Source organism: Streptomyces himalayensis subsp. himalayensis, assembly GCF_013778455.1.
Taxonomy (GTDB): Bacteria; Actinomycetota; Actinomycetes; order Streptomycetales; family Streptomycetaceae; genus Streptomyces; species Streptomyces himalayensis.
In genome coordinates this window covers 232021-253144 of sequence record NZ_JACEHE010000005.1, presented here as the reverse complement: position 1 = coordinate 253144, position 21124 = coordinate 232021, and the positions used below count along the sequence as shown (strand labels likewise).

General features: G+C 70.8%; 19 protein-coding genes. 9 read left to right on the top strand and 10 right to left on the bottom strand.

The annotated features are described in order from the left end of the window. The first annotated feature begins 6 nt into the window (after positions 1-6). Positions 7-1347: an NsdA family TPR-like regulatory protein gene (locus H1D24_RS11200; protein ID WP_181657291.1), complete on the top strand. Its 1341-nt coding sequence runs from the start codon at positions 7-9 to the stop codon at positions 1345-1347. A gap of 106 nt (positions 1348-1453) precedes the next feature. Further along, entirely contained in the window at positions 1454-2008 is a 555-nt protein-coding gene (locus H1D24_RS11195; RefSeq protein WP_181657290.1) for an NUDIX hydrolase, read from the top strand. Between the two features lie 5 nt (positions 2009-2013). On the opposite strand, the gene H1D24_RS11190 is transcribed toward H1D24_RS11195, so the two are convergent. Further along, positions 2014-2271 (bottom strand): hypothetical protein, encoded by a 258-nt coding sequence (locus H1D24_RS11190; RefSeq protein ID WP_181657289.1) that lies wholly within the window; start codon positions 2269-2271, stop codon positions 2014-2016. 251 nt (positions 2272-2522) lie between these two features. Then, positions 2523-3383, bottom strand: a complete 861-nt coding sequence (locus H1D24_RS11185; protein ID WP_181657288.1) for a 3-hydroxybutyryl-CoA dehydrogenase — start codon at positions 3381-3383, stop codon at positions 2523-2525. A 176-nt stretch (positions 3384-3559) separates the two neighbouring features. On the opposite strand from H1D24_RS11185, the gene H1D24_RS11180 reads away from it, so the two are divergent. Next, positions 3560-4825 carry a glycoside hydrolase family 10-like protein gene (locus H1D24_RS11180; RefSeq protein ID WP_181657287.1) on the top strand — a complete coding sequence of 422 codons (1266 nt, stop codon included), beginning with the start codon at positions 3560-3562 and terminating at the stop codon, positions 4823-4825. Between the two features lie 40 nt (positions 4826-4865). Here the strand turns inward: H1D24_RS11180 and H1D24_RS11175 are convergent, their stop codons facing one another. Further along, entirely contained in the window at positions 4866-5063 is a 198-nt protein-coding gene (locus tag H1D24_RS11175) for a DUF1918 domain-containing protein (RefSeq protein WP_181657286.1), read from the bottom strand. Between the two features lie 117 nt (positions 5064-5180). After that, the gene (locus H1D24_RS11170) at positions 5181-6197 is read right to left on the bottom strand and encodes a DMT family transporter (RefSeq protein WP_181657285.1); all 1017 of its coding nucleotides are present in this window, start codon (positions 6195-6197) and stop codon (positions 5181-5183) included. Between H1D24_RS11170 and H1D24_RS11165 the strand changes: the two genes are divergently transcribed. After that, positions 6196-7629 (top strand): aminotransferase-like domain-containing protein, encoded by a 1434-nt coding sequence (locus tag H1D24_RS11165; RefSeq protein ID WP_181657284.1) that lies wholly within the window; start codon positions 6196-6198, stop codon positions 7627-7629. The genes H1D24_RS11170 and H1D24_RS11165 overlap by 2 nt on opposite strands. 80 nt (positions 7630-7709) lie before the next feature. Here H1D24_RS11165 and H1D24_RS11160 read toward each other — a convergent pair whose 3' ends face one another. Together H1D24_RS11160 and H1D24_RS11155 are read right to left on the bottom strand one after the other, a co-directional pair. After that, positions 7710-9116 carry an alpha/beta hydrolase family protein gene (locus H1D24_RS11160; protein ID WP_181657283.1) on the bottom strand — a complete coding sequence of 469 codons (1407 nt, stop codon included), beginning with the start codon at positions 9114-9116 and terminating at the stop codon, positions 7710-7712. A 155-nt stretch (positions 9117-9271) separates the two neighbouring features. Further along, positions 9272-9931 carry a TMEM175 family protein gene (locus H1D24_RS11155; RefSeq protein ID WP_309484273.1) on the bottom strand — a complete coding sequence of 220 codons (660 nt, stop codon included), beginning with the start codon at positions 9929-9931 and terminating at the stop codon, positions 9272-9274. Positions 9932-10098: 167 nt separating this feature from the next. On the opposite strand from H1D24_RS11155, the gene H1D24_RS11150 reads away from it, so the two are divergent. Beyond that, the gene (locus H1D24_RS11150) at positions 10099-10545 is read left to right on the top strand and encodes a GNAT family N-acetyltransferase (protein WP_181657281.1); all 447 of its coding nucleotides are present in this window, start codon (positions 10099-10101) and stop codon (positions 10543-10545) included. 88 nt (positions 10546-10633) lie between these two features. Continuing rightward, on the top strand, positions 10634-11224 hold the full coding sequence (locus H1D24_RS11145; protein ID WP_181657280.1) for a histidine phosphatase family protein: 591 nt from the start codon (positions 10634-10636) through the stop codon (positions 11222-11224). A gap of 109 nt (positions 11225-11333) precedes the next feature. Here H1D24_RS11145 and dmpG read toward each other — a convergent pair whose 3' ends face one another. Genes dmpG through mhpD form a run of 3 tightly spaced genes read right to left on the bottom strand, consistent with a single transcriptional unit; the run spans position 11334 to position 14154 of the window. Next, positions 11334-12374 (bottom strand): 4-hydroxy-2-oxovalerate aldolase, encoded by a 1041-nt coding sequence (dmpG, locus tag H1D24_RS11140; RefSeq protein WP_181657279.1) that lies wholly within the window; start codon positions 12372-12374, stop codon positions 11334-11336. Beyond that, positions 12371-13345 (bottom strand): acetaldehyde dehydrogenase (acetylating), encoded by a 975-nt coding sequence (locus H1D24_RS11135; protein WP_181657278.1) that lies wholly within the window; start codon positions 13343-13345, stop codon positions 12371-12373. The genes dmpG and H1D24_RS11135 overlap by 4 nt, the downstream gene beginning before the upstream one ends. Next, positions 13342-14154: a 2-keto-4-pentenoate hydratase gene (gene mhpD, locus H1D24_RS11130; protein WP_181657405.1), complete on the bottom strand. Its 813-nt coding sequence runs from the start codon at positions 14152-14154 to the stop codon at positions 13342-13344. The genes H1D24_RS11135 and mhpD overlap by 4 nt, the downstream gene beginning before the upstream one ends. A 224-nt stretch (positions 14155-14378) precedes the next feature. Between mhpD and H1D24_RS11125 the strand changes: the two genes are divergently transcribed. After that, a complete protein-coding gene (locus H1D24_RS11125) occupies positions 14379-15101 on the top strand; it encodes an IclR family transcriptional regulator (RefSeq protein ID WP_181657404.1) in 723 nt (240 codons plus the stop codon). A gap of 228 nt (positions 15102-15329) precedes the next feature. On the opposite strand, the gene H1D24_RS11120 is transcribed toward H1D24_RS11125, so the two are convergent. After that, positions 15330-15791, bottom strand: a complete 462-nt coding sequence (locus H1D24_RS11120) for a DUF6314 family protein (RefSeq protein WP_181657277.1) — start codon at positions 15789-15791, stop codon at positions 15330-15332. Between the two features lie 278 nt (positions 15792-16069). Between H1D24_RS11120 and H1D24_RS11115 the strand changes: the two genes are divergently transcribed. Further along, positions 16070-18619: an alpha-L-arabinofuranosidase family protein gene (locus H1D24_RS11115; protein WP_181657276.1), complete on the top strand. Its 2550-nt coding sequence runs from the start codon at positions 16070-16072 to the stop codon at positions 18617-18619. Positions 18620-18792: 173 nt separating this feature from the next. Continuing rightward, positions 18793-21012: an NADP-dependent isocitrate dehydrogenase gene (locus H1D24_RS11110; RefSeq protein ID WP_181657275.1), complete on the top strand. Its 2220-nt coding sequence runs from the start codon at positions 18793-18795 to the stop codon at positions 21010-21012. Positions 21013-21124 lie beyond the last annotated feature (112 nt).

Genomic DNA, 21124 nt, shown 5'->3' with positions numbered 1-21124 from the left:
GCATCGATGCAGCCCAACACCCTGCTCGACGCGATTCTCGACGAGGCCGGCATCTCCCATGCGGGGCTCGCCGCCCATGTCAATCAGGCCGGCAAGGCGCGTGGCATAGCCCTCAGATACGAACACACCGCCGTCGCCCGCTGGTTGAAGGGCCAGCGGCCGCGCGGCCAGGTCCCCGACCTGATCTGCGAGGTCCTCGCCGCCCGGCTGCGCCGCCCCGTCACCCTCGACGACATCGGTCTCGGCGTACCGGGCAGACCGGCCGCGGTGAACGGCACCACGCTCTCAGGATTCGTCGACCGGGCCACCGCCCTGTGGCGCTCCGACGAGCAACAGCGGCCGCACATCCTCGGCGCCCCGGCTGTCACCGGCACGCCCGCGGTCATGCCCGTATGGGAGTGGGAGAACCCGCCCGAGGACGTCGACGTCTCCCGGGGCGGCAGGCACCCGGTCAGCACGGCCGACCTCGAGATGCTGCGCGCGGCCCGGGCGCACTACGAGCAGATGTACCGCAAGGCGGGCGGCGTAGCGACCCGCGCCCGTATCGTCGGCTTCCTCAACGCCGAGGCCGCGCCGCTGCTGCGCGGCAGATACGCGGACGCCACCGGACGCCAACTCCACCGCGCCACCGGCGGGTTGGTGGCCATCGCGGGCATCTGCGCCTACGACTCGGACGCGCACGGTCTCGCCCAGCGCTACTTCCACCAGGCCCTGCGCCTTGCCAAGGCCAGCGGGGACCGGGGGCTCGGCGCCTATGTGATCGCCCTGCTCGTCAACCAGTCGCTGTTCATGCGCGAGTACCGCCAGGCCGTCGCCTTCGCGGAGGCGGCGCTGCGCGCGGCGGGCCGGCACATCACGCCGGCGCTCGCCTCCGACCTCTACGCGATGCAGGCCAAGGCGTACGCACACCTCGGCGACGGCAGCAGCGCACTGGCCTGCATCCGGCGTGCCGAGTCGGCGGCCGAACGTATCCGCCGCGGCTACGAGCCGGACGAGACCGGCTACGTCCAGCCGGGCCTGGTCAACGTACAGGTGGCGGAGGCGCTCCTCAGCCTCGGCGATCTCGCGGCGGCGCGGGAGCACGCGGCGGCCGCGGTGGACACTCCGGCCCATGACCGGGGCCGCGTCCACCGGCTGGCCATGCTGAGCCACATCGAGCTGCGCCAGGGCAACGCCGAGCGGGCGGCCGCCACCGCGGTGGAAATGGCCGAACGGGCCAGGGGAATGGAGTCCCAGCGGCTGCGCGACAGACTCCGCGCGGTACGCGAACAGCTGGTGAGCAGCGGCTGCGCGGGCACCGCCGAAGCAGCCGAACTCATCGACGGCGCACTGCGCGTACCTCTCTAGAAGCGCCTCACCAGCGCGCGTACCACCACACGACGCCTTACCGCCCCTGCTGTGAGCACGCTCCTGCTGCGATATTGCCATCTACTCGGCGGAAGGTGGCAGAACCGTGCAGTGGACGAAACAGAGCGAACAGACCGTCTATGAGAACCGCTGGTTCAGCGTCAATCTCGCGGATGTCGAGCTGCCGGACGGCCGGCACCTCGACCACTTCCTGATCCGGCTGCGGCCCGTGGCCGTGGCCACCGTCGTCAACGAGGCCAACGAAGTCCTCTTACTGTGGCGGCACCGCTTCATCACCGACAGCTGGGGGTGGGAACTCGCCGCGGGCGTCGTCGAGGACGGCGAGGACATCGCCCACGCGGCCGCCCGCGAACTCGAGGAGGAGACCGGGTGGCGGCCCGGCCCGCTGCGGCACCTGATGAGCGTCGAGCCCTCCAACGGGCTCACCGACGCCGTGCACCACATCTACTGGGCCGACGAGGGCGCGTACACCGGGCATCCCGTGGACGCCTTCGAGTCGGACCGGCGTGAGTGGGTGCCGCTCAAACTCGTCCCCGACATGGTCGCCCGCGGCGAGGTCCCGGCCGCCAACATGGCGGCGGCGCTGCTGCTCCTGCACCACCTCAGGCTGGGCCAGGACGGTTCACCCCCTGTGCCGTAGCGGAGCTAGCCGCCGAGGGCCTGCCAGACCGCCGCGACCAGCGCTCCGACGGCGGCGAGGGCGGCGATTGCGGGCACGGGCCAGCGGGTGTGTTCGAGGGCGGCGACCCGGGCGGCCAGGTCGTCCAGATCCTTCTCGCTCTGTTCGTCGCGCTGCGTGAGCAACGCCAGTCCGCCGTCGATGCGGGCCAGGCCCACCTCGAGGCAGCGGCGTAACTCCGCGAGTTCTTCCGGGACCACGGGATGCTCGGGGTCGGTGGTCACTGGTGCGCTCCTTTCCGTAGTCGTACATCCCTTGCAAGCGCACGGAAAGTCAACCCTGCTGGTGGACGCGGCGGGAGAGTGTGCGAGGGGCATATGCGGGCCCGGTGCGCACACGGTGTGCGAACGACGCGGGCCCGGCACTCCGAAGAGCGCCGGGCCCGAAACCATTACAGTGCGTAATCATCACGCTGTGGCGTGCTGGGTCGTACGGGAACGCGGGGCGTAAGCGGAACGCCCGCGTACGGCGACGGTCAGCCGTACGTGTAGAAGCCCGACCCCGTCTTGCGCCCCAGCCGGCCCGCGTCGACCATCCGCTGCAGCAGCGGGGGAGCGGCGTACAGGGGCTCCTTGTACTCCTCGTACATGGAGTAGGCCACCGAGGCCACGGTGTCCAGGCCGATCAGATCGGCGAGCTTCAGCGGGCCCATCGGGTGGGCGCAGCCCAGCTCCATGCCGTTGTCGATGTCCTCACGGCTGGCGATGCCCGACTCGAACATCCGGATGGCGGAGAGCAGATACGGGATGAGCAGGGCGTTGACCACGAAGCCCGAGCGGTCCTGGGCGCGGATCGCGTGCTTGCCCAGCACCTTCTCGACCAGGACCTGCGCCCGGCTGAGGGTGCCCTCGGAGGTGGTGAGCGCGGGGATCAGCTCGACCAGCTTCTGCACGGGTGCCGGGTTGAAGAAGTGGATGCCGATGACGTGGTCGGGCCGCGAGGTCGCGACGGCCAGCTTGACCAGCGGGATCGACGAGGTGTTGGACGCGAGGATGGCGTCCTGGCGGGTCACCACCTGGTCGAGCACCTGGAAGATCTCGGTCTTGACCTGCTCGTTCTCGACGACCGCCTCGATCACCAGGTCGCGGTCGGCGAACTCGCCGAGGTCGGTGGTGAAGCTCAGCCGCGCCTGGGTGGCGTCCCGCTCCTCCTCGGTGATCTTGCCGCGCTCGGCCGCCTTGGAGAGCGAGTTGTACAGCCGGGTGCGGCCGATCTCGAGGGCCTCGCCCGTGGTCTCCGCGACCTTGACTTCCAGCCCCGAGCGGGCGCACACCTCGGCGATGCCCGCCCCCATCTGGCCGCAGCCCACCACACCGACGCGTGCAATATCCCCCATAGGGTCCGTCACCTTGTGCCTTTCGCTCATCTTCGGGCGGCAGCGCCTCCATACTTTGGGGCCTGCCTCGGCCATGCACGTTACTCCGGATCCGCCGCTGCCCGGCGGGCCGGGGTCGCGACCCCGGCCGGGTGGACCAGGCGATACGGCCGACACACTGCACAGAGGGCGGGCAGATGCGACGTATGACACGCAGGGGATTCGCGACCGGCGCCGCGGTGGCTCTCACGGGTCTGGGGACCGCGGGGGACGTGGCGGCGACCGCGGCGGACGCGGCGGCGACACCGGGCGGCGGCCCCGGCGCATCGGCGGCAGTCACCGAGATGCGCGGCATGTGGCTGGCGACCGTCGCCAACCGCGACTGGCCCTCCCGCCCTGGCCTGACCGCCGCCCAGCAGCGCACGGAGCTGCTGAGGCACCTCGACAGGGCCGTGAGCCGCCGCCTCAACACCGTGATCATGCAGGTGCGCCCCACCGCGGACGCTTTCTGGCCGTCGCCGTACGAGCCCTGGTCCTCGTCCCTCACCGGCGTCCAGGGCAGGCACCCCGGCTGGGACCCGCTCGGCACCGCCGTCACGGAGGCGCACCGGCGCGGCCTCGAGCTGCACGCCTGGTTCAACCCCTACCGGGTGGCGAACCACGCGGACCTGGACCGGCTGTCCTCGAGGCATCCCGCGCGCCAGCACCCCGGCTGGGTCGTGAAGTACGGCGGGAAGCTCTTCTACAACCCCGGGCTGCCCGAGGTACGGGACTTCGTACAGACCGCCATGCTCGACGCCGTACGCCGCTATCCCGTCGACGCCGTGCACTGGGACGACTACTTCTACCCGTATCCGGTGGCCGGGCAGGTCTTCGACGACGCCGCGGCGTACCGGCGCTACGGCTCGGGTTTTCCCAACCGTGCGGCTTGGCGGCGCGACAACACCGACCGGCTGGTGCGCGAGATGGCGGCGCGGATCAAGCAGGTCCGGCCGGGCGTCCGCTTCGGGATCAGCCCGTTCGGGGTGTGGCGCAACCGCAGCACCGACCGGCTCGGGTCGGACACCCGGGCGGGCATCCAGACCTACGACGATCTGCACGCCGACACCCGGAAGTGGGTGCGCGGCGGCTGGATCGACTACATCTGCCCGCAGCTGTACTGGCACATCGGCTTCGCCGCGGCCGACTACGCGAAGCTCCTGCCGTGGTGGGCCGCCGTGGTACGCGGAACGGGCGTGCGACTGTACGCGGGGGAGGCCCTGTACAAGGCGGGCGACCCGGCGCAGCCCGCGGCATGGCAGAACCCGGCCGAACTCTCCCGGCACCTGACGTTCGGCAACGCCTTCCCGGAGCTGCGCGGCCATGTGTTCTTCTCGGCGAAGGAAGTGGCCGAGGACAGGATCGGCGCCATGGCGCGCGTCGTCCGCGACCACTACCCCGTGCGGGCCCGGGCGCCGCGCTGAGCCACCGTCCCGGGTTCCGCGCAGCGCCGAGCGCTCCTGGTTACTGCTGCTTCGGGTCCTTGTGCTGTACGACGGAGTCGGGGCCCGGCGACATCACGGCCTCGTGCCCGTCCTCGAACCGGACGCGGAAGGGCGGGTTGCCGTCCGCGCCCAGTACTTCGACAATCTCCGCGACCTTGTCGTGCTGGCCGACGATCCTGCCGTGCACCACCAGATGGTCGCCCTGAGTTGCGCGCATAGGAGTGACCTCCTCGTCCCTTCGGGGATCCCCCTCGGGTGGCCCGTCGAAAGCCGGGCGGCCCGTCGGGAGTCCCGTCCGGGGCCAGCGTTCCGTGGCGTGTCCGTGGTCGTCAGTCTACGACCGGTGGCGGTGCTTGGACCTCTCGACGGCCGCCCATTGTGTGACGGCGATGCACACCAGCACGGCGACGGCCGTGAGCGGGGCGGCCGCTGTGACCGTCTCGCCGAGCAGGAACACCGACCAGACGAGGGTGAGCAGCGGCTGAGCGAGCTGCAACTGGCTGGCCTTGGGGATGCCGATCGCCGCCATGCCCCGGTACCAGACCACCAGGCCCACGAACTGCGACCCGGCCGCGACCCACAGGACCCCCGCCACACTGTGTGCGGTGAGGTGGACGGGCTCGTACGCCAGGGCGATCAGGGCGCCGGGCACGGCGAGCGGCAGGCAGAGGATCAGCGCCCAGCCGACGACCTGCCAGCCGGGCATCGAGCGGGCCAGCCGGCCGCCTTCCGTGTAGCCGGCGGCACAGACCAGCAGCGCCCCGAAGAGATACAGATCGGCGGAGGTGAGCGCGCCGCCGCTCTGCTGCACGGTGAACACGAGCACCGCCGCGGCACCCGCGACCGCCGCCACCCAGAAGCTGCGGGACGGCCGGGCACCGGTGCGAAGCGCCGAGAACACGGCCGTCGTCAGCGGCAGCAGCCCGACGACCACGGCCGCGTGGGCGGTGGTGGACGTCTCGAGGGCGAGCGTGGTGAGCAGCGGGAACCCGAGGACGACACCGGCGGCGACGACGGCGAGCCCCGCCCAGTGACGGCGGTCGGGCAGCGGGATGCGCAGGGCCAGCAGGCAGCTGCCGGCGATCAGGGCCGCCAGCACGCTGCGTACCGTCACCAGCGACCAGGGACCGAAGCCCTCCAGGCCCCAGGCGGTGGCGGGGAAGGTCAGCGAGAAAGCGGTGACGCCCAGCGCGGCCTGCAGGGTTCCGGTGCGGCGGGCGGAGCGGGCCGCTCCGCTGGGGCCGCCGCCGGCAGCCGTTCCGGTTCCGGCCTGCTCGGCGCCCGGACGGCTTGGACCGCCGCCGTCGACCGCTATCGCAGTGGCTGAAGTAGCGCTATCGTGTGCTCTCATGCAAGAGCGTAGCAGTGTGGGTGAACTGGCGAAACAGCTGCGGGATGAGCTCGACCGCTACTCTCCAGGAGGAAAGCTGCCGTCGAGCCGGGTGCTTGTCGAGCGGTTCCGCGTGAGCCCGGTGACCGTGTCACGGGCCCTCGCGCAGCTCGTCGCCGAGGGGCTGGTCGTCACACGACCGGGAGCCGGCGCCTTCCGCACACAGCCCCGCACCGCCACCGCCGCCGTGGGCGACACCTCATGGCAGGAGGTGTCGCTCAGCGCCGACGCCACCGCCGAAGCGGTACCGCGCACCGTCGATGCCTCGGGCGTTCTCGTCAGCCTCTCCGCGCCGCCGCCCGGAGTCATCGAGTTCAACGGCGGCTATCTGCACGCATCGCTGCAGCCCGAGCGGGCGATGGCGGCGGCGCTGGCCCGGGCCGGGCGGCGGCCCGGGGCATGGAGCCGGCCGCCCGTGGACGGCGTCGCCGAGCTGCGCGAGTGGTTCGCGCGCGGGATCGGGGGCGCCATCAGCGCCGCCGAGGTACTGATCACCGCGGGCGGGCAGTCCGCGCTGACCACTGCTCTGCGGGCGCTCGCCCCACCCGGCGCACCGGTCCTCGTGGAGTCGCCCACCTACCCTGGCATGCTGGCCATCGCCCGCGCGGCCGGACTGCGTCCGGTTCCGGTTCCGGTGGATTCCGGCGGTGTGAAGCCGCGTCTGCTCGCCGACGCGTTCAGGGCGACGGGCGCGCGTGTGTTCGTCTGCCAGCCGCTGTTCCAGAACCCGACCGGCGCGGTGCTCGCTCCCGAGCGGCGCGGCGAGGTGCTGGGGATCGCGCGGGCGGCGGGCGCGTTCGTCGTCGAGGACGATTTCGTACGCCGTCTCGTCCACGCCGACGCCGGGCCGCTGCCCCGGCCGCTGGCCGCCGACGACCCGGACGGAGTCGTCGTACACGTCTGCTCGCTGACCAAGGCCACCTCGCCGAGCTTCCGCGTCGGCGCCCTCGCCGCCCGGGGCCCGGTCCTGGAGCGGCTGCGCGCCATCCAGGTCGTCGACACGTTCTTCGTACCGGGACCGATGCAGGAGGCGGCCCTCGAGCTCGTCGGCTCGCCCGCGTGGCCCCGCCATCTGCGGTCCGTGTCGGCCGAGTTGAAGAACCGCCGCGACACGATGACCGCCGCGCTGAGCCTGCACCTGCCCGAACTCGTCCTTCCGCACATCCCGTCCGGCGGCTACCACCTGTGGCTCCGTCTGCCCGACGGCACGGACGAGGCGGCCCTGGTGGCGGGCGCCCTCCGCGCAGGGGTCTCCGTCACCCCCGGCCGCCCCTACTTCTGCGCCGAACCCCCTGCCGCCCACCTGCGGTTGAGCTTCGCGGGCGTCGCGGGGACGGCGGAGATCACCGAGGGGGTACGAAGGCTGCGGACCGCATGTGACGAGGTGCTCTAGCGCACGGCGAGGCGAGGGCCGCGAGGCCAGGGCGGCGACGCCAAGGCGGCGAGGCCAGGGCCTCGAGGTCGCCGCAGAGGTCAGCTGCCTGACAGCTTCTCCTGCAGCCAGTCGAAGACGACCTCGCAGTGCTGCTGCGGTGCCATCGGGGAGCAGTGCAGCTGGGCGCCGGTGGCCGCGGTGAGCTTCACGTAGTCCTTCGGGCCCGTCAGCTTGTCGAACATCTGGCGCGGCTGGCCGGGATAGAACTGCTCGTCGTCGTAGTCCAGGACCAGTGTGGGCGCCTTGATGCGGCCCACGACGCTCGTGATGTCCAGCGACTCGATGAGTCTGGCCGGGGTGGAGAAGTCGGTGAACATCTTGCCCTCGCGGGCGTCGAGCATCGCCGGCACCGAGAAGGGCTCGATGCGCTTCTTCAACGTCGCGGCGGCGGACGGAGGCAGCTCGGGGACGACCTCCTTGTTCCAGATGGTGTTGGTCTCCTCCTTGTCCGGTGTGAGGATCTTCCGGATCTCCGGAGGAAAGCCCAGCCAGGGCGCGAGCACGCCGGGCATCGCCACCAGAGCGGCGATCCTGCTCTCGAAGGCGGCAGCCCGGGGGGCCAGGCATCCGCCCATGCTCAGCCCGGTCAGGGCGATCTTGCCCGTGTCCACGTCCGAGCGGGCGGCCAGCCAGTCGACGATCGGCGTGACCACCGTCTCCCAGCGCGGCGTGAAGACCACCCGGTCCACGAAGAGAAGGTGCCCCTGGCCGGGCCCGTCGTACACGAGTGCGTTCCAGCCGCGCCCCAGAGCGGCCGCAACGCCGTAGGTCCACATGTCGACGTTCTGTCCGTCGCTGCCGTTCGTGAGGATCACGGTGGGACGCCGCTCGCCGGACTCGTCCGGCCGGAAAAACCACACAGGCAGCGGGCTCCTGCCGTACGGGACGTCCGCGGTCACCGCTGCCGGGTGGCTCAGCTCGCAGAACCTGTCCCAGGCGCCGCGCCCGGACTTGTACAACTGCTCCTCGCTGCCGGGGTCCTCGGAGCCCAGTACGAAGAACAGCGCCTGGGCGTAGTACTGAGAGGCCCGCAGCGCACGGAAGCGTGTGGTCTCCGTCCCGGGCTTGGCGCCCTCAGGCGCCTCCATCAGCTGATTGCCGAGTTTCCTGAAGGTCTCGGTGTACGTCTGCGCGGAGAGACCGGCCTTGTTGATCGCGTTCACGGCGGTGAGCACCTCGCCCACCTCGGCGGCGCCATGGCCGGATCCACCGAGCGCGAGGAGCCCGTTGAAGTTGAAGGCCGGGTCCTTGAAGAGCGTCATCACCCCGGGTGTGGCACCGGCCGTCGGGGCGGGCGCCGACGCACTGGGAGTGGGCGCATTCACGGGCGACGCGCCCGAGGGGCTGCACCCGGCGGCCAGCACGGCACCCGCCCCACCGACGAGCCCTGCAAGCGCGGTGCGGCGGCTGGTGCCCGAAGCGCGATCACTCGATGCGTGCGTCATGCCAGCCGAAGGTACGAGCCGCGGCTCAGGGACCCTCTCCGCGACACCGGCCCTTACCCCGAACGGCGCTTCACGCGGTCCACGCTGTCTCAGGGCACCCGCCGCGCGGTGTTCTCTACGGCTGCGCGGTGTTCTCCACGGCCGCGCGGTGTTCTCTACGGAGTGCTGTCAGGCTCGAGCGTCTGGGCGGCCGCGCGCAGGCGTTTGCCACGCCTGCCCGTGAACGACTTGACCGGGATCAGCACCGCCCACCACAACTTTGCGCCCGTCGGGGAGACGAAGGCGAGCGGCACGGCGACGGCGAAGACCAGCACCGTCGAGGCCAGATCGGCCACATCGTTGCGGGCGACCGGATCGGGCAGCGCCGCGCTCCCCAGCCACGGGCGCTTCCACACTGCGACCGTCAACGCGAGCTGTGTGGCGCCCATGGCCGCGACGGCACCGGAGTAGACGGCCACCGACTGCGGCAGGTCCCCGTACTCGGCCAGCAGGGTGGTGGGGAACGGCATGAGGGCGATCAGCCCCAGGCTCAGCAGCCCGAGCCTCACGATCGTCCCGTCCACATCCCGCACGTACCGGAAGATCTGGTGGTGGCCCCGCCAGAACGCCGCGATGACCAGAAAGCTGAGGGCGTACGCCCACACGTTGGGCATCACATCCCTGAGCGCCTGCTCGAAACCGGCGTCGTCCAGCCCGTCGGGAAGCGCGATGTCCAGCGCCAACAGCGTCATCGCGATGGCGAACACCCCGTCCGACAGCGCGAGGAGCCGGGTCGCGCTCCCCTCGTCGTCCCGCACTCGCTGGTGGCCGTTCACAGCCCCCCACCCTAGGGTCAGTAGCCGGTAATGCCCCACAATGTTCAGATTGATCCATCGAAACGTGTTGAGCCGTCCGCCGAAGTGCCGGGGCCGCCACCGGCAACAGCCCTGCTCGCGACGGAAAAGCATTCGACACGGCCCACCCTGCCTGTGAATCTCGCGCCATGACAGACGCTTCCGCCGTGCCCGGCCTGCCCGACGGCTACGAGTTCTCCGCGGACACCGCCCGCATCGACATCGGGCGCACACACCACTGGCTCTCCACCGACGCGTACTGGGCGCTCGGCCGCACCCGGGACAAGCACGAGCGCGCGGTCGCGGGCTCGCTCAACTTCGGGGTGTACGACAGGGCGTCGGGCGAACAGGTCGCGTACGCGCGCGTGGTGACCGACGAGGCGACCTTCGCGTGGCTCTGCGATGTGTACGTCGCCCCGTCGGTCCGCGGCAAGGGGCTGGGCACCGCACTCGTCGTCGCCATCCGCGACCACCTGCAGCCGTGCGGACTGCGGCGGATACTGCTCGCGACGCATGACGCCCACGGTGTCTACGAGAAGGTCGGCTTCAAGGAGCTGGACAAGCCGGGGCAGTGGATGGTGCTCGGGCAGTCGTAGGAGTGCGCGAAGAGGCGCATCAGCGCGCATGAATGTGCACGGAAAGTAAGGCCTTGACCTGGGGATTCCCGCCCACCACGATCACCGCATGCAGGTTCGGGTCACGCTCATCGCTGCCGCACGCAGTTCCGCGCTGCTCGCGGAGCGTTTCGACGACGACCGGCCGCTCGACCAGGAGGGCTGGTACGCGGTGCAGCTCGCCGCCCCCGCCCTGATGCCGCTCGCCGCTGCGGAACTCCGCTACTGCTCCCCAACTCCCCGCTGCCGGACGACCGGAGACGTCCTGGGCCTCACACCACTGGCCCAGCCCGCACTGCGCGACTGCGACATGGGCCGGTGGCGCGGCCTGACCCTCTCCGAGGTGACGGCCCGGGAACCGGCCGCCGTCGACGCATGGCTCGCCGACCCGCGCTCCGCGCCGCACGGCGGCGAGTCCCTGCTCGCGTTCATTTCGCGTGTGGGCGGCTGGCTGGACACCCGGCCCGCGGACGACGGGAGCAGAATCGTCGCCGTGGCCGAGCCCGCGGTCGTACGCGCGGCCCTCGTCTACGCGTTGAAAGCACCCCCGTCGACGTACTGGAACATCGACGTCCGGCCTCTGTCGACGGTCACGCTCACCGGCCGGGCCGGACGGTGGAACCTGCGGCTGGACCGCGAGAGCGGCTCCGCCTGGCGGTGATGACGGCGGCGCGGCGCCGTGACGGCGGCCGGGTGGCGTGCTCGGCAGCGGGCCGGTCGGTGATCGGCGGGGCGGCGGATGGCAGACGTCCGTCACCCCGCCGACCGGATCACACCTGCGCGGTCGTACGCGCCGCCAGGTCCAGCGCGACGTCCGTGATCATGTCCTCCTGGCCGCCGACCATGCCGCGCCTGCCGACCTCGACCAGGATGGCGCGGGTGTCGAGGCCGTAGCGGGCGGCCGCGGACTCGGCGTGGCGCAGGAAGCTCGAGTACACACCCGCGTAGCCGAGGCTCAGCGTCTCGCGGTCCACGCGGACCTCGCGGTCCTGCAGGGGGCGCACGATGTCGTCGGCCGCGTCCATGAGCGGGAACAGGTCGCAGCCGTGCTTCCAGCCCATGAGGTCGGCGACGGCGATGAACGCCTCCAGGGGGCAGTTGCCCGCGCCCGCGCCCTGGCCGGCGAGCGAGGCGTCGACGCGCGTGCAGCCGTTCTCCACGGCCACCACGCTGTTGGCGACACCCAGGGCCAGGTTGTGGTGGGCGTGGACGCCCAGCTCGGTGGCCGGGTCGAGGACATCGCGGTAGGCCTGGAAGCGGTCGCGCACGCCGTCCATGGTCAGGCGGCCGCCGGAGTCGGTGACGTACACGCAGTTGGCGCCGTACGACTCCATGAGCTTGGCCTGGCGGGCCAGCTCGGCCGGCGCGGCCATGTGGGACATCATCAGGAACCCGGCGACGTCCATGCCCAGCTCACGGGCCGCGGCGATGTGCTGGGCGGAGATGTCGGCCTCGGTGCAGTGGGTGGCGATCCGCACCGAGCGGATGCCGAGCGCGTGGGCCTGCTTGAGGTCGTGCAGGGTGCCGATACCGGGCAGCAGCAGGGTGGTGGGGATCGCGTTGCGGGAGACGTCCGCGACGGCCTCGATCCACTCCCAGTCGGTGTGGGCGCCGACGCCGTAGTTGATGCTGGAGCCGGACAGGCCGTCGCCGTGGGCGATCTCGATCGCGGCGACACCGGCCGCGTCCAGGGCGGCGGCGATCGTACGGGCCTGGTCGACGGTGTAGCGGTGCCGGACGGCGTGCATGCCGTCGCGCAGGGTGACGTCCTGGATGTACAGGGAGGGTGCCGTGGAGTCGGTCGCGGTCATCGGGTTGCCACCTTGCTGGAGCGGTGTGCGGCCATGCGCTCCGCGGTGCGCAGCGCGGCCGAGGTCATGATGTCGAGGTTTCCGGCGTACGACGGCAGGTAGTGGGCGGCGCCCTCGACCTCGAGGAACACCGACACCTTCACCGCATCGGTGCCAGCGGCTTCGGCGGGCAGCAGTCCGCGCAGCGGGTCGTCGGCCGGGACACGGTCGAACTGCACCTTCTGCTTGAGGCGGTATCCGGGCACGTAGCCCTGGACGCGGCCGACCATCTCCTCGATGGAGGCGGTGACCGCCTCCTGGTCGCACTCCGAGACCAGGCAGTGCACGGTGTCGCGCATGATCAGAGGCGGCTCGGCCGGGTTGAGGATGATGATCGCCTTGCCGCGCGCCGCGCCGCCGACCTTCTCGATGGCCGAGGAGGTGGTTTCGGTGAACTCGTCGATGTTGGCCCGGGTGCCGGGACCCGCGGAGCGGGACGAGATGGAGGCGACGATCTCGCCGTAGTGCACGGGCGTCACCGCCGAGATGGCGGAGACGATCGGGATCGTCGCCTGGCCGCCGCAGGTGACCATGTTGACGTTGCCCGCGTCGAGGTTGTCGTCGAGGTTGACCGGCGGCACCACGTAGGGGCCGATGGCGGCCGGGGTCAGGTCGACGACGGTGCGGCCCAGGTCGCGCAGCACCTTGTCGTTGTAGCGGTGGGCACCTGCCGACGTGGCGTCGAAGACGATCTCCACATCGGCGAACTCGTCCATCTTGACGAGGCCGTCCACGCCCTCGTGGGTGGTGGCGACCTTGAAGCGGCGGGCGCGCGCCAGGCCGTCGGACTCCGGGTCGATACCGACCATCACGCCCATTTCGAGGGTCTCGGACAGGCGCAGCACCTTGATCATGAGGTCGGTGCCGATGTTGCCCGAGCCGATGATGGCCACCTTCGTGCGGGCGCTGGGCGCGGGGGTGCTGCTGCTCACCGGTTGTCTCCTTCGGGGGCGAACGCGGCCCGGACCGTGCCCAGGCCGGAGATGGATGCCTCGAACGCGTCGCCCGGGGCCGCCACAGCCATCGGGCCGAGCGCACCGGTCAGAACGATGTCTCCGGCGCGCAGGGGGTCGCCCGCGGCGGCGAGGGTGGAGGCGAGCCACACGGCGGCGTTGAGCGGGCCGCCCAGGCAGTCGGCGCCGGTTCCCTCGGAGACCACCTTGTCGCCGCTGGTCATCGACATCCGGACGCCGCGCAGGTCCACCTGCGTCAGCGGTACGGGCGTGCCGCCGAGGACGAACAGGCCGGAGGAGGCGTTGTCGGCGACGGTGTCGACGATGGTGATGTCCCAGCCGGCGATACGGCTGTCGACGATCTCCAGGGCGGGCAGCGCGAAGTCGACCGAGCGCAGCACGTCGGCGACGGTGCAGTCGCGGTGCGGCAGGTCGGCGCCGAGGACGAGGGCGACCTCGGCCTCCACCTTGGGCTGCAGCAGCCGCCCGGCCTCGACCGTGCCGCCGTCGGCGACGGCCATGTCCGCGAACAGCGCGCCGAAGTCCGGCTGGTCGACACCGAGTTGAGCCTGGACGGCCGGCGAGGTCAGGCCGATCTTGCGGCCGACGATACGGCGGCCCGCGGCCACACCGCGCTCGACGTTCAGCCGCTGCACGGCGTACGCGGACTCGACGTCGCCGTCGGCGAAGAGGGTGCGCAGCGGCGGGCACGCGACGCCCGTCCGGGTGGCCTCCACCAGGGCGTCGGCGGCCTTGGTCACCGCCGGGGAGACGGCGCCGGCGCTCATGAGCACCGCCGGGGGGTGCTGGACGTGGTGCGGGGCGCTGACATGCGACACCTCCGGGGACGAGACGGGACGAGACGGGACGGGACGGGACGGGTGCGGGATACGAGCGCGGGTTACGGCAGCCGGCGTGGGCGGCCCCCGTGCCTGCGACACCTCCGGTATAGACGGGGCGTCGTACATGCGCCAAAGTTTGTTCCGTGACACGGAACAGCTCGGGCGGCAACATGCTGGACAAGGCCGTCACCCTCCTCGAAACCTTCCGGCCCGACGGCGGGACGTACCGCCTGACGGAACTCGCGGAGCGCACCGGCCTGACCAAGACCACCGCCTTCCGGCTCGCGGCGGACCTCGTACGGCTCGGACTCCTGGAGCGCACCGGCGACACGTACCGGCTCGGCGGGAAGCTCTTCGAGCTCGGCTCGCTGGTCCCGCGCCGCCAGGATCTCCGTGAGGCGGCGCTGCCGTTTCTGCAGGACCTCTTCGAGGCCACCCGCGAGACCGTGCACCTCGGCGTCCGCGAGGGCCACGAGGTCGTCTACGTCGAGCGGATCCACGGGCATGACGTACTGCCACTGCCCTCCCGGATCGGCGGCAGGCTCCCGCTCACCTGCACCGGCGTGGGCAAGGCCCTGCTGGCCTTCTCAGGCGCCGACCTCACCGAGGAGGTGCTCGCGGGGCCCCTGCCCAGCCTGACCCCGCACTCGATCACCGACCCGGCACGCCTGCGTACGGCGATCGAGCAGGCCCAGGTGTCGGGCCTCGCGTACGAGGAGCAGGAGGCCGCCCTCGGGGTCAGCTGCATCGCCGCGCCCGTCTTCGACGGAGCGGTGGCCGTCGCCGCGCTCTCGGTGGCCGTGCCGAGGGCCCGGTACCGACCGGCGCAGCTCGCACCGGCGGTGAGGACGGCTGCGCTGGGGCTTTCGCGGGTGCTGCGGTCCGGCGCCTGACCCTGCCCGCCTTAGACCGACCGGCAAATGGGGGGCGGCGTCGCGGGGCTGGGCACGCACATCTGCGGCGTTGTCGTCAGTCAACAACTCCCCCAAGCTCTCGGCTTCGCTCGAGCAGGGAGGTGCCCCCATCGCGTTGCCTCCCTCCTCCGCCTTGCAGCTGCACGCACCCAGCCCCGCTCCTTCTCCCACCCCCCATTTGCCAGTCGGTCTTATTGCCGGCCGGCGCTACCGCCGCCTGTACTCCGTGACCAGAAGCAGGTCCTTCGCCGGACCTGCCACCCGCCACACGGTCCGCCACCGTTCGGCGCTGTGCACGGTGAACTCGCCCCGGTAGAGGTCCGCTGAGCAAGGATGGTCCGCTACATGGCGGCCGGACCTCAGGTCCAGGTCGTGGAACGGGCGGCCGTCCGAGAACTGCACGAGGGCCGTTCCGGGTGGGTCGCCGGGCAGAAACCGGAGGGTGCGCTCGGCGGGGCGGGGTGTGCCCTGCCATACGAAGGTGCCGGACTCGTGGTGCACCAGGCCCGCGCACTCCCCTTCGCAACCGCTGCTTTCCAGCCGCCCGAAAACGGTCGTGCCGGTGAAGGTCCCGTCGATGCCGCTCGCGAGGTCCCGTACGGAGCGGGCCACATCCCAGCTTCCGGTCAGATAGGCCAGTACGTCCGGCACCGGCCAGAGATCGCCCATCGCCTGCCGCCTCCCTGTCAGCTGGACCGGATCCGAGCCTACCCGCGCGGGAATCGCCCAGGTCATCGCCGGTGCCTGCGCCGGTGACCGGGCCCACCAGACCCTGGGGCAGTTCCGAGACGTTCCATCAAGGGCCCCCCGCTGCCGATGAGTTGGAACCGCCGTCCGCCACACCAGTCGCTGCGCGACCCATTGACCAACCCCCACCCCCTCCCTATCTTGCCGTTCGAGTTATTGACCGCCGTCCGATATTCCGAACAACGAGCCGCGGAGTATCCATGCCACGCAGCCGCACCCACACCCCCACCAGCACGCGCAATCGCTGGAGACTCGGCCTCACGGCCGCCGCTCTCCTGACTGCCACCGCCGTCGTCCCGTCCCCCGTGAACGCCGCCACGGAAGACGCCGCCGACTACGCGATCACCGTCGACCCGAAGGGCTCGGGCGCGAAGATCGACGACACGATGTACGGCGTCTTCTTCGAGGACATCAACCGTGCCGCCGATGGCGGGCTCTACGCCGAGCTCGTGCAGAACCGGTCCTTCGAGTACAGCACCGATGACAACCGCTCCTACACGCCGCTGACCTCCTGGGCGACCACCGGTTCGGGCGCGGCGAAGGTCGTGAACGACGACGGCCGCCTGAACGAGCGGAACCGCAACTACCTCCGCCTGGACCTCGACGGCTCGCCCGCCGGCACGGGCGTCGCCAACTCCGGCTACAACACCGGCATCAGGGTCGAGAAGGGCAAGAAGTACGACTTCTCCGTGTGGGCCCGCACCGACAGCGCCGACGGAACGCCTCTCACCGTGTCCCTCGCGAGCAGCGACGGCACCACGCTCGCCCCCTCCGTCGACCTCACCGCCCGGGGCGACACGTGGGCGAAGTACACGGGCACACTGACGGCGGTCACCGACAGCACCGCCGGCCGCCTCGCCGTCACCGCGCACGGCAGCGGCACCGCCCGCCTCGACATGGTCTCGCTCTTCCCGCGCGACACCTTCAAGGGCCGCCCGAACGGCCTGCGCAAGGACCTCGCCGAGAAGGTCGCCGCCCTGCACCCGGGCTTCGTCCGCTTCCCCGGCGGCTGCCTGGTCAACACCGGCAGCATGGAGGGGTACGACGAGGCGTCCGGCTGGCAGCGCAAGCGCTCGTACCAGTGGAAGGACACCATCGGCCCGGTCGAGCAGCGCGCGACCAACGCCAACTTCTGGGGCTACAACCAGAGTTACGGCCTCGGCTACTACGAGTACTTCCAGTTCTCCGAGGACGTCGGCGCGATGCCGCTGCCCGTCGTCCCGGCCCTGGTCACCGGCTGCGGCCAGAACCAGGCCGTCGACGACGACGCGCTGCTCAAGCGGCACATCCAGGACACCCTCGATCTGATCGAGTTCGCCAACGGCCCGGTCACCAGCGAGTGGGGCAAGAAGCGGGCGCAGATGGGCCACCCCAAGCCCTTCCACCTCACCCACATCGGGGTCGGCAACGAGGAGAACCTGCCGAACGAGTTCTTCGCCCGGTTCAAGCAGTTCCGCGCCGCGATCGAGGCCGAGTACCCCGACATCACGGTGATCTCGAACTCCGGGCCTGACGACGCGGGCACCACCTTCGACACGGCGTGGAAGCTCAACCGCGAGGGCAACGTCGACATGGTCGACGAGCACTACTACAACAGCCCCCAGTGGTTCCTGCAGAACAACGACCGCTACGACTCGTACGACAGGAACGGCCCCAAGGTCTTCCTCGGTGAGTACGCCTCCTGGGGCAACGCCTTCAAGAACGCCCTCGCCGAAGCCGCGTTCATGACCGGCCTGGAGCGCAACGCGGACGTCGTGAAGCTGGCCTCGTACGCCCCGCTGTACGCCAACGAGGACTACGTGCAGTGGAGCCCCGACATGATCTGGTTCAACAACCACGCGTCGTGGGCTTCCGCCAACTACGAGGTCCAGAAGCTCTTCATGAACAACGTCGGCGACCGCGTCGTGCCCAGCACGGCCACCACCACGCCGAGCGTCACCGGCCCGATCTCGGGCGCCGTGGGCCTCTCGACCTGGGCGACCACCGCCGCGTATGACGACGTCAAGGTCACCGGCGAGGACGGCACCACGCTGCTCAGCGACGACTTCTCCGGCGACGCCTCGAAGTGGAACCACACGGGCGGCGGCAGCTGGAGCATCCAGGACGGGCAGTACGTGCAGACCGACGTGGCCGCCGAGAACACCATGGTCTCGGCCGGCGACCCCGCCTGGCACGACTACGACCTGCAGGTCAAGGCCACCAAGAAGTCCGGAAAGGAGGGCTTCCTCGTCGCCTTCGGCGTGAAGGACACCGGCAACTACTACTGGTGGAACCTGGGCGGCTGGAACAACACCCAGTCCGCGGTCGAGCAGGCCGTGGACGGCGGCAAGTCCACGCTCATCTCCAAGGCCGGCTCGATCGAGACGGGCCGCACCTACGACATCCACATCAAGGTGCGCGGCCGCCAGGTGACCCTGTACCTCGACGGCCAGGAGTGGGGCAGCTTCACCGACGACAAGCCCGCTGAGCCGTTCCGCCAGGTCGTCACGCGCGACGCGAAGACCGGCGACCTGATCGTCAAGGTCGTCAACGCCCAGTCCGCGGACGCCCGTACCGCGATCGACCTGGGCGGGGCGAAGGTGGGAAGCAAGGCCGCCGTCACCACGCTGAAGGCGGCGCCCGACGCCGTGAACACCGAGAAGGCCACGCCGGTCGCGCCCGTGACGTCCACCTTCGACGGGGTCGCCGACAAGTTCACGTACACCTTCCCGGCCAACTCGATCACATTCCTGAGGATCAAGGAGGGCTGATTCCCAGGGGTCGCGCACCGCACCCCGCCTGCGGGCGGTGCATGATCCGTCGCCACGGCAGCGGCTGCCCCGAGCGCAGTCGCTGCCGTGCCGTGCGGGGCCCTTTCGGCAAGAGTCCCCTCACGAGATATCTTGATGTCGAGCAATGTTGCAGACGTGGAGCGGAGCACCCAGTGACTGACTCGACCATCATCTATACGCACACTGACGAGGCCCCGGCCCTGGCGACGTATTCGTTCCTGCCGGTGATCCAGGCGTACGCCTCGCAGGCCGGTGTCACTGTGGAGACCCGTGACATCTCGCTGGCCGGGCGCATCATCGCCGTCTTCCCGGAGTACCTGGAGGAGGGCCAGCGCATCCCGGACGCGCTCGCGGAGCTCGGTGAGCTCGCGAAGACGCCCGAGGCCAACATCATCAAGCTGCCGAACATCTCGGCCTCCATCCCGCAGCTGAAGGCCGCGATCACCGAGCTCCAGGGCCAGGGCTACGCGCTTCCGGACTACCCGGACGACCCCAAGACCGACGAGGAGCGCGAGATCCGCGCCCGCTACGACAAGATCAAGGGTTCTGCCGTGAACCCGGTCCTGCGTGAGGGCAACTCCGACCGCCGCGCCCCCGCCTCGGTCAAGAACTACGCCAAGACCCACCCGCACCGCATGGGCGCCTGGACCCCGGAGTCCAAGACCAATGTCGCCACCATGGGCGTGGACGACTTCCGCTCCACCGAGAAGTCCGCGGTGATCTCCGAGGCCGGCTCGCTCCGTATCGAGCTGAAGGGCGACGACGGCTCCACCACCGTCCTGCGTGAGTCCGTACCCGTCCTGGCGGGCGAGGTCGTCGACGCCTCCGTGATGCGCGTGGCCGCGCTGCGCGAGTTCCTCGCCGCTCAGGTCGCCCGTGCCAAGGAGGAGGGCGTCCTCTTCTCCGTGCACCTCAAGGCCACGATGATGAAGGTCTCCGACCCGATCATCTTCGGCCACGTCGTGCGCGCCTTCTTCCCGAAGACGTTCGCCAAGTACGGCGAGGTCTTCGCCGCGGCCGGCCTGACCCCGAACGACGGCCTCGGTGGCATCTACAAGGGCCTCGAGTCCCTGCCCGAGGGCGCCGAGATCAAGGCGTCCTTCGACGCCGAGCTCGCCGAGGGCCCGGCCCTGGCGATGGTCGACTCCGACAAGGGCATCACCAACCTGCACGTCCCGTCCGATGTCATCGTCGACGCCTCCATGCCGGCCATGATCCGCACCTCCGGCCACATGTGGGGCCCGGACGGCCAGGAGCACGACACCCTCGCGGTCCTGCCGGACAGCAGCTACTCCGGTGTCTACCAGGCCGTCCTCGACGACTGCCGCGCCCACGGCGCCTTCGACCCGTCGACGATGGGCTCGGTCCCGAACGTCGGCCTCATGGCGCAGAAGGCCGAGGAGTACGGCAGCCACGACAAGACCTTCGAGATCCCGGCCACGGGTACCGTCCGCCTCGTCGACCAGGCCGGCAACGTCGTCCTGGAGCAGACCGTCTCCGCCGGCGACATCTTCCGCGCCTGCCAGACCAAGGACGCCCCGATCAAGGACTGGGTGAAGCTGGCCGTCACCCGCGCCCGCGCCACCGGCGACCCGGCCGTGTTCTGGCTCGACGAGACCCGCGCGCACGACGCCAACCTGATCGCCAAGGTCAAGCAGTACCTGCCGGAGCACGACACCGAGGGCCTGGACATCAAGATCCTGTCCCCGGTCGAGGCGACCAAGCTCTCCGTGGAGCGCATCCGTCGCGGCGAGAACACCATCTCCGTCACCGGCAACGTGCTGCGCGACTACCTGACCGACCTGTTCCCCATCCTGGAGCTGGGCACCAGCGCCAAGATGCTGTCGGTCGTCCCGCTGATGGCGGGCGGCGGCCTCTTCGAGACCGGCGCCGGCGGCTCCGCCCCGAAGCACGTCCAGCAGCTGGTCAAGGAGAACTACCTGCGCTGGGACAGCCTCGGTGAGTTCTTCGCGCTCGCGGCCAGCTTCGAGCACCTCGCGCAGACCGCGGGCAACGCGCGCGCCCAGGTCCTCGCCGACACGCTCGACCGCGCGACGGCGACCTTCCTCAACGAGGACAAGTCGCCGACCCGCCGCCTCGGCGGCATCGACAACCGCGGCAGCCACTTCTACCTGGCGCTCTACTGGGCCCAGGAGCTGGCGAAGCAGACCGACGACGCGGACCTGGCCAAGGCCTTCGCCCCGCTCGCGGAGACGCTGACCGCACAGGAGCAGACGATCGTCGACGAGCTGATCGCGGTCCAGGGCTCCCCGGCCGACATCGGCGGCTACTACCAGCCCGACGCGGCCAAGGCCTCGGTGGTCATGCGTCCGTCGACGACCTTCAACGAGGCGCTCGCGACCCTCGCCTGACGAGGGCCCTCTGTCCGCACGTTCCGCCCCGGCCGGTACCTCCGGCCGGGGCGGTCGTGTCTCTGTGTTCCGGCCGGGCGGTCCCGTCTCTGCGTGCTCGGCGCCGGCCCCG

Bases quoted from the DNA above. Each gene is read 5' to 3' on its own strand.
- H1D24_RS11120 (WP_181657277.1), bottom strand. From the start codon at position 15,791: ATGGGCGATCTCTGGCCGGTGCCGGACGTACTGGCCTATCTGACCGGA.
- mhpD (WP_181657405.1), bottom strand. From the start codon at position 14,154: ATGAGCGCCGGCGCCGTCTCCCCGGCGGTGACCAAGGCCGCCGACGCC.
- H1D24_RS11115 (WP_181657276.1), top strand. From the start codon at position 16,070: ATGCCACGCAGCCGCACCCACACCCCCACCAGCACGCGCAATCGCTGG.
- H1D24_RS11150 (WP_181657281.1), top strand. From the start codon at position 10,099: ATGACAGACGCTTCCGCCGTGCCCGGCCTGCCCGACGGCTACGAGTTC.
- dmpG (WP_181657279.1), bottom strand. From the start codon at position 12,374: ATGACCGCGACCGACTCCACGGCACCCTCCCTGTACATCCAGGACGTC.
- H1D24_RS11185 (WP_181657288.1), bottom strand. From the start codon at position 3,383: ATGGGGGATATTGCACGCGTCGGTGTGGTGGGCTGCGGCCAGATGGGG.
- H1D24_RS11200 (WP_181657291.1), top strand. From the start codon at position 7: ATGCAGCCCAACACCCTGCTCGACGCGATTCTCGACGAGGCCGGCATC.
- H1D24_RS11160 (WP_181657283.1), bottom strand. From the start codon at position 9,116: ATGACGCACGCATCGAGTGATCGCGCTTCGGGCACCAGCCGCCGCACC.
- H1D24_RS11125 (WP_181657404.1), top strand. From the start codon at position 14,379: ATGCTGGACAAGGCCGTCACCCTCCTCGAAACCTTCCGGCCCGACGGC.
- H1D24_RS11170 (WP_181657285.1), bottom strand. From the start codon at position 6,197: ATGAGAGCACACGATAGCGCTACTTCAGCCACTGCGATAGCGGTCGAC.
- H1D24_RS11165 (WP_181657284.1), top strand. From the start codon at position 6,196: ATGCAAGAGCGTAGCAGTGTGGGTGAACTGGCGAAACAGCTGCGGGAT.
- H1D24_RS11180 (WP_181657287.1), top strand. From the start codon at position 3,560: ATGCGACGTATGACACGCAGGGGATTCGCGACCGGCGCCGCGGTGGCT.
- H1D24_RS11145 (WP_181657280.1), top strand. From the start codon at position 10,634: ATGCAGGTTCGGGTCACGCTCATCGCTGCCGCACGCAGTTCCGCGCTG.
- H1D24_RS11175 (WP_181657286.1), bottom strand. From the start codon at position 5,063: ATGCGCGCAACTCAGGGCGACCATCTGGTGGTGCACGGCAGGATCGTC.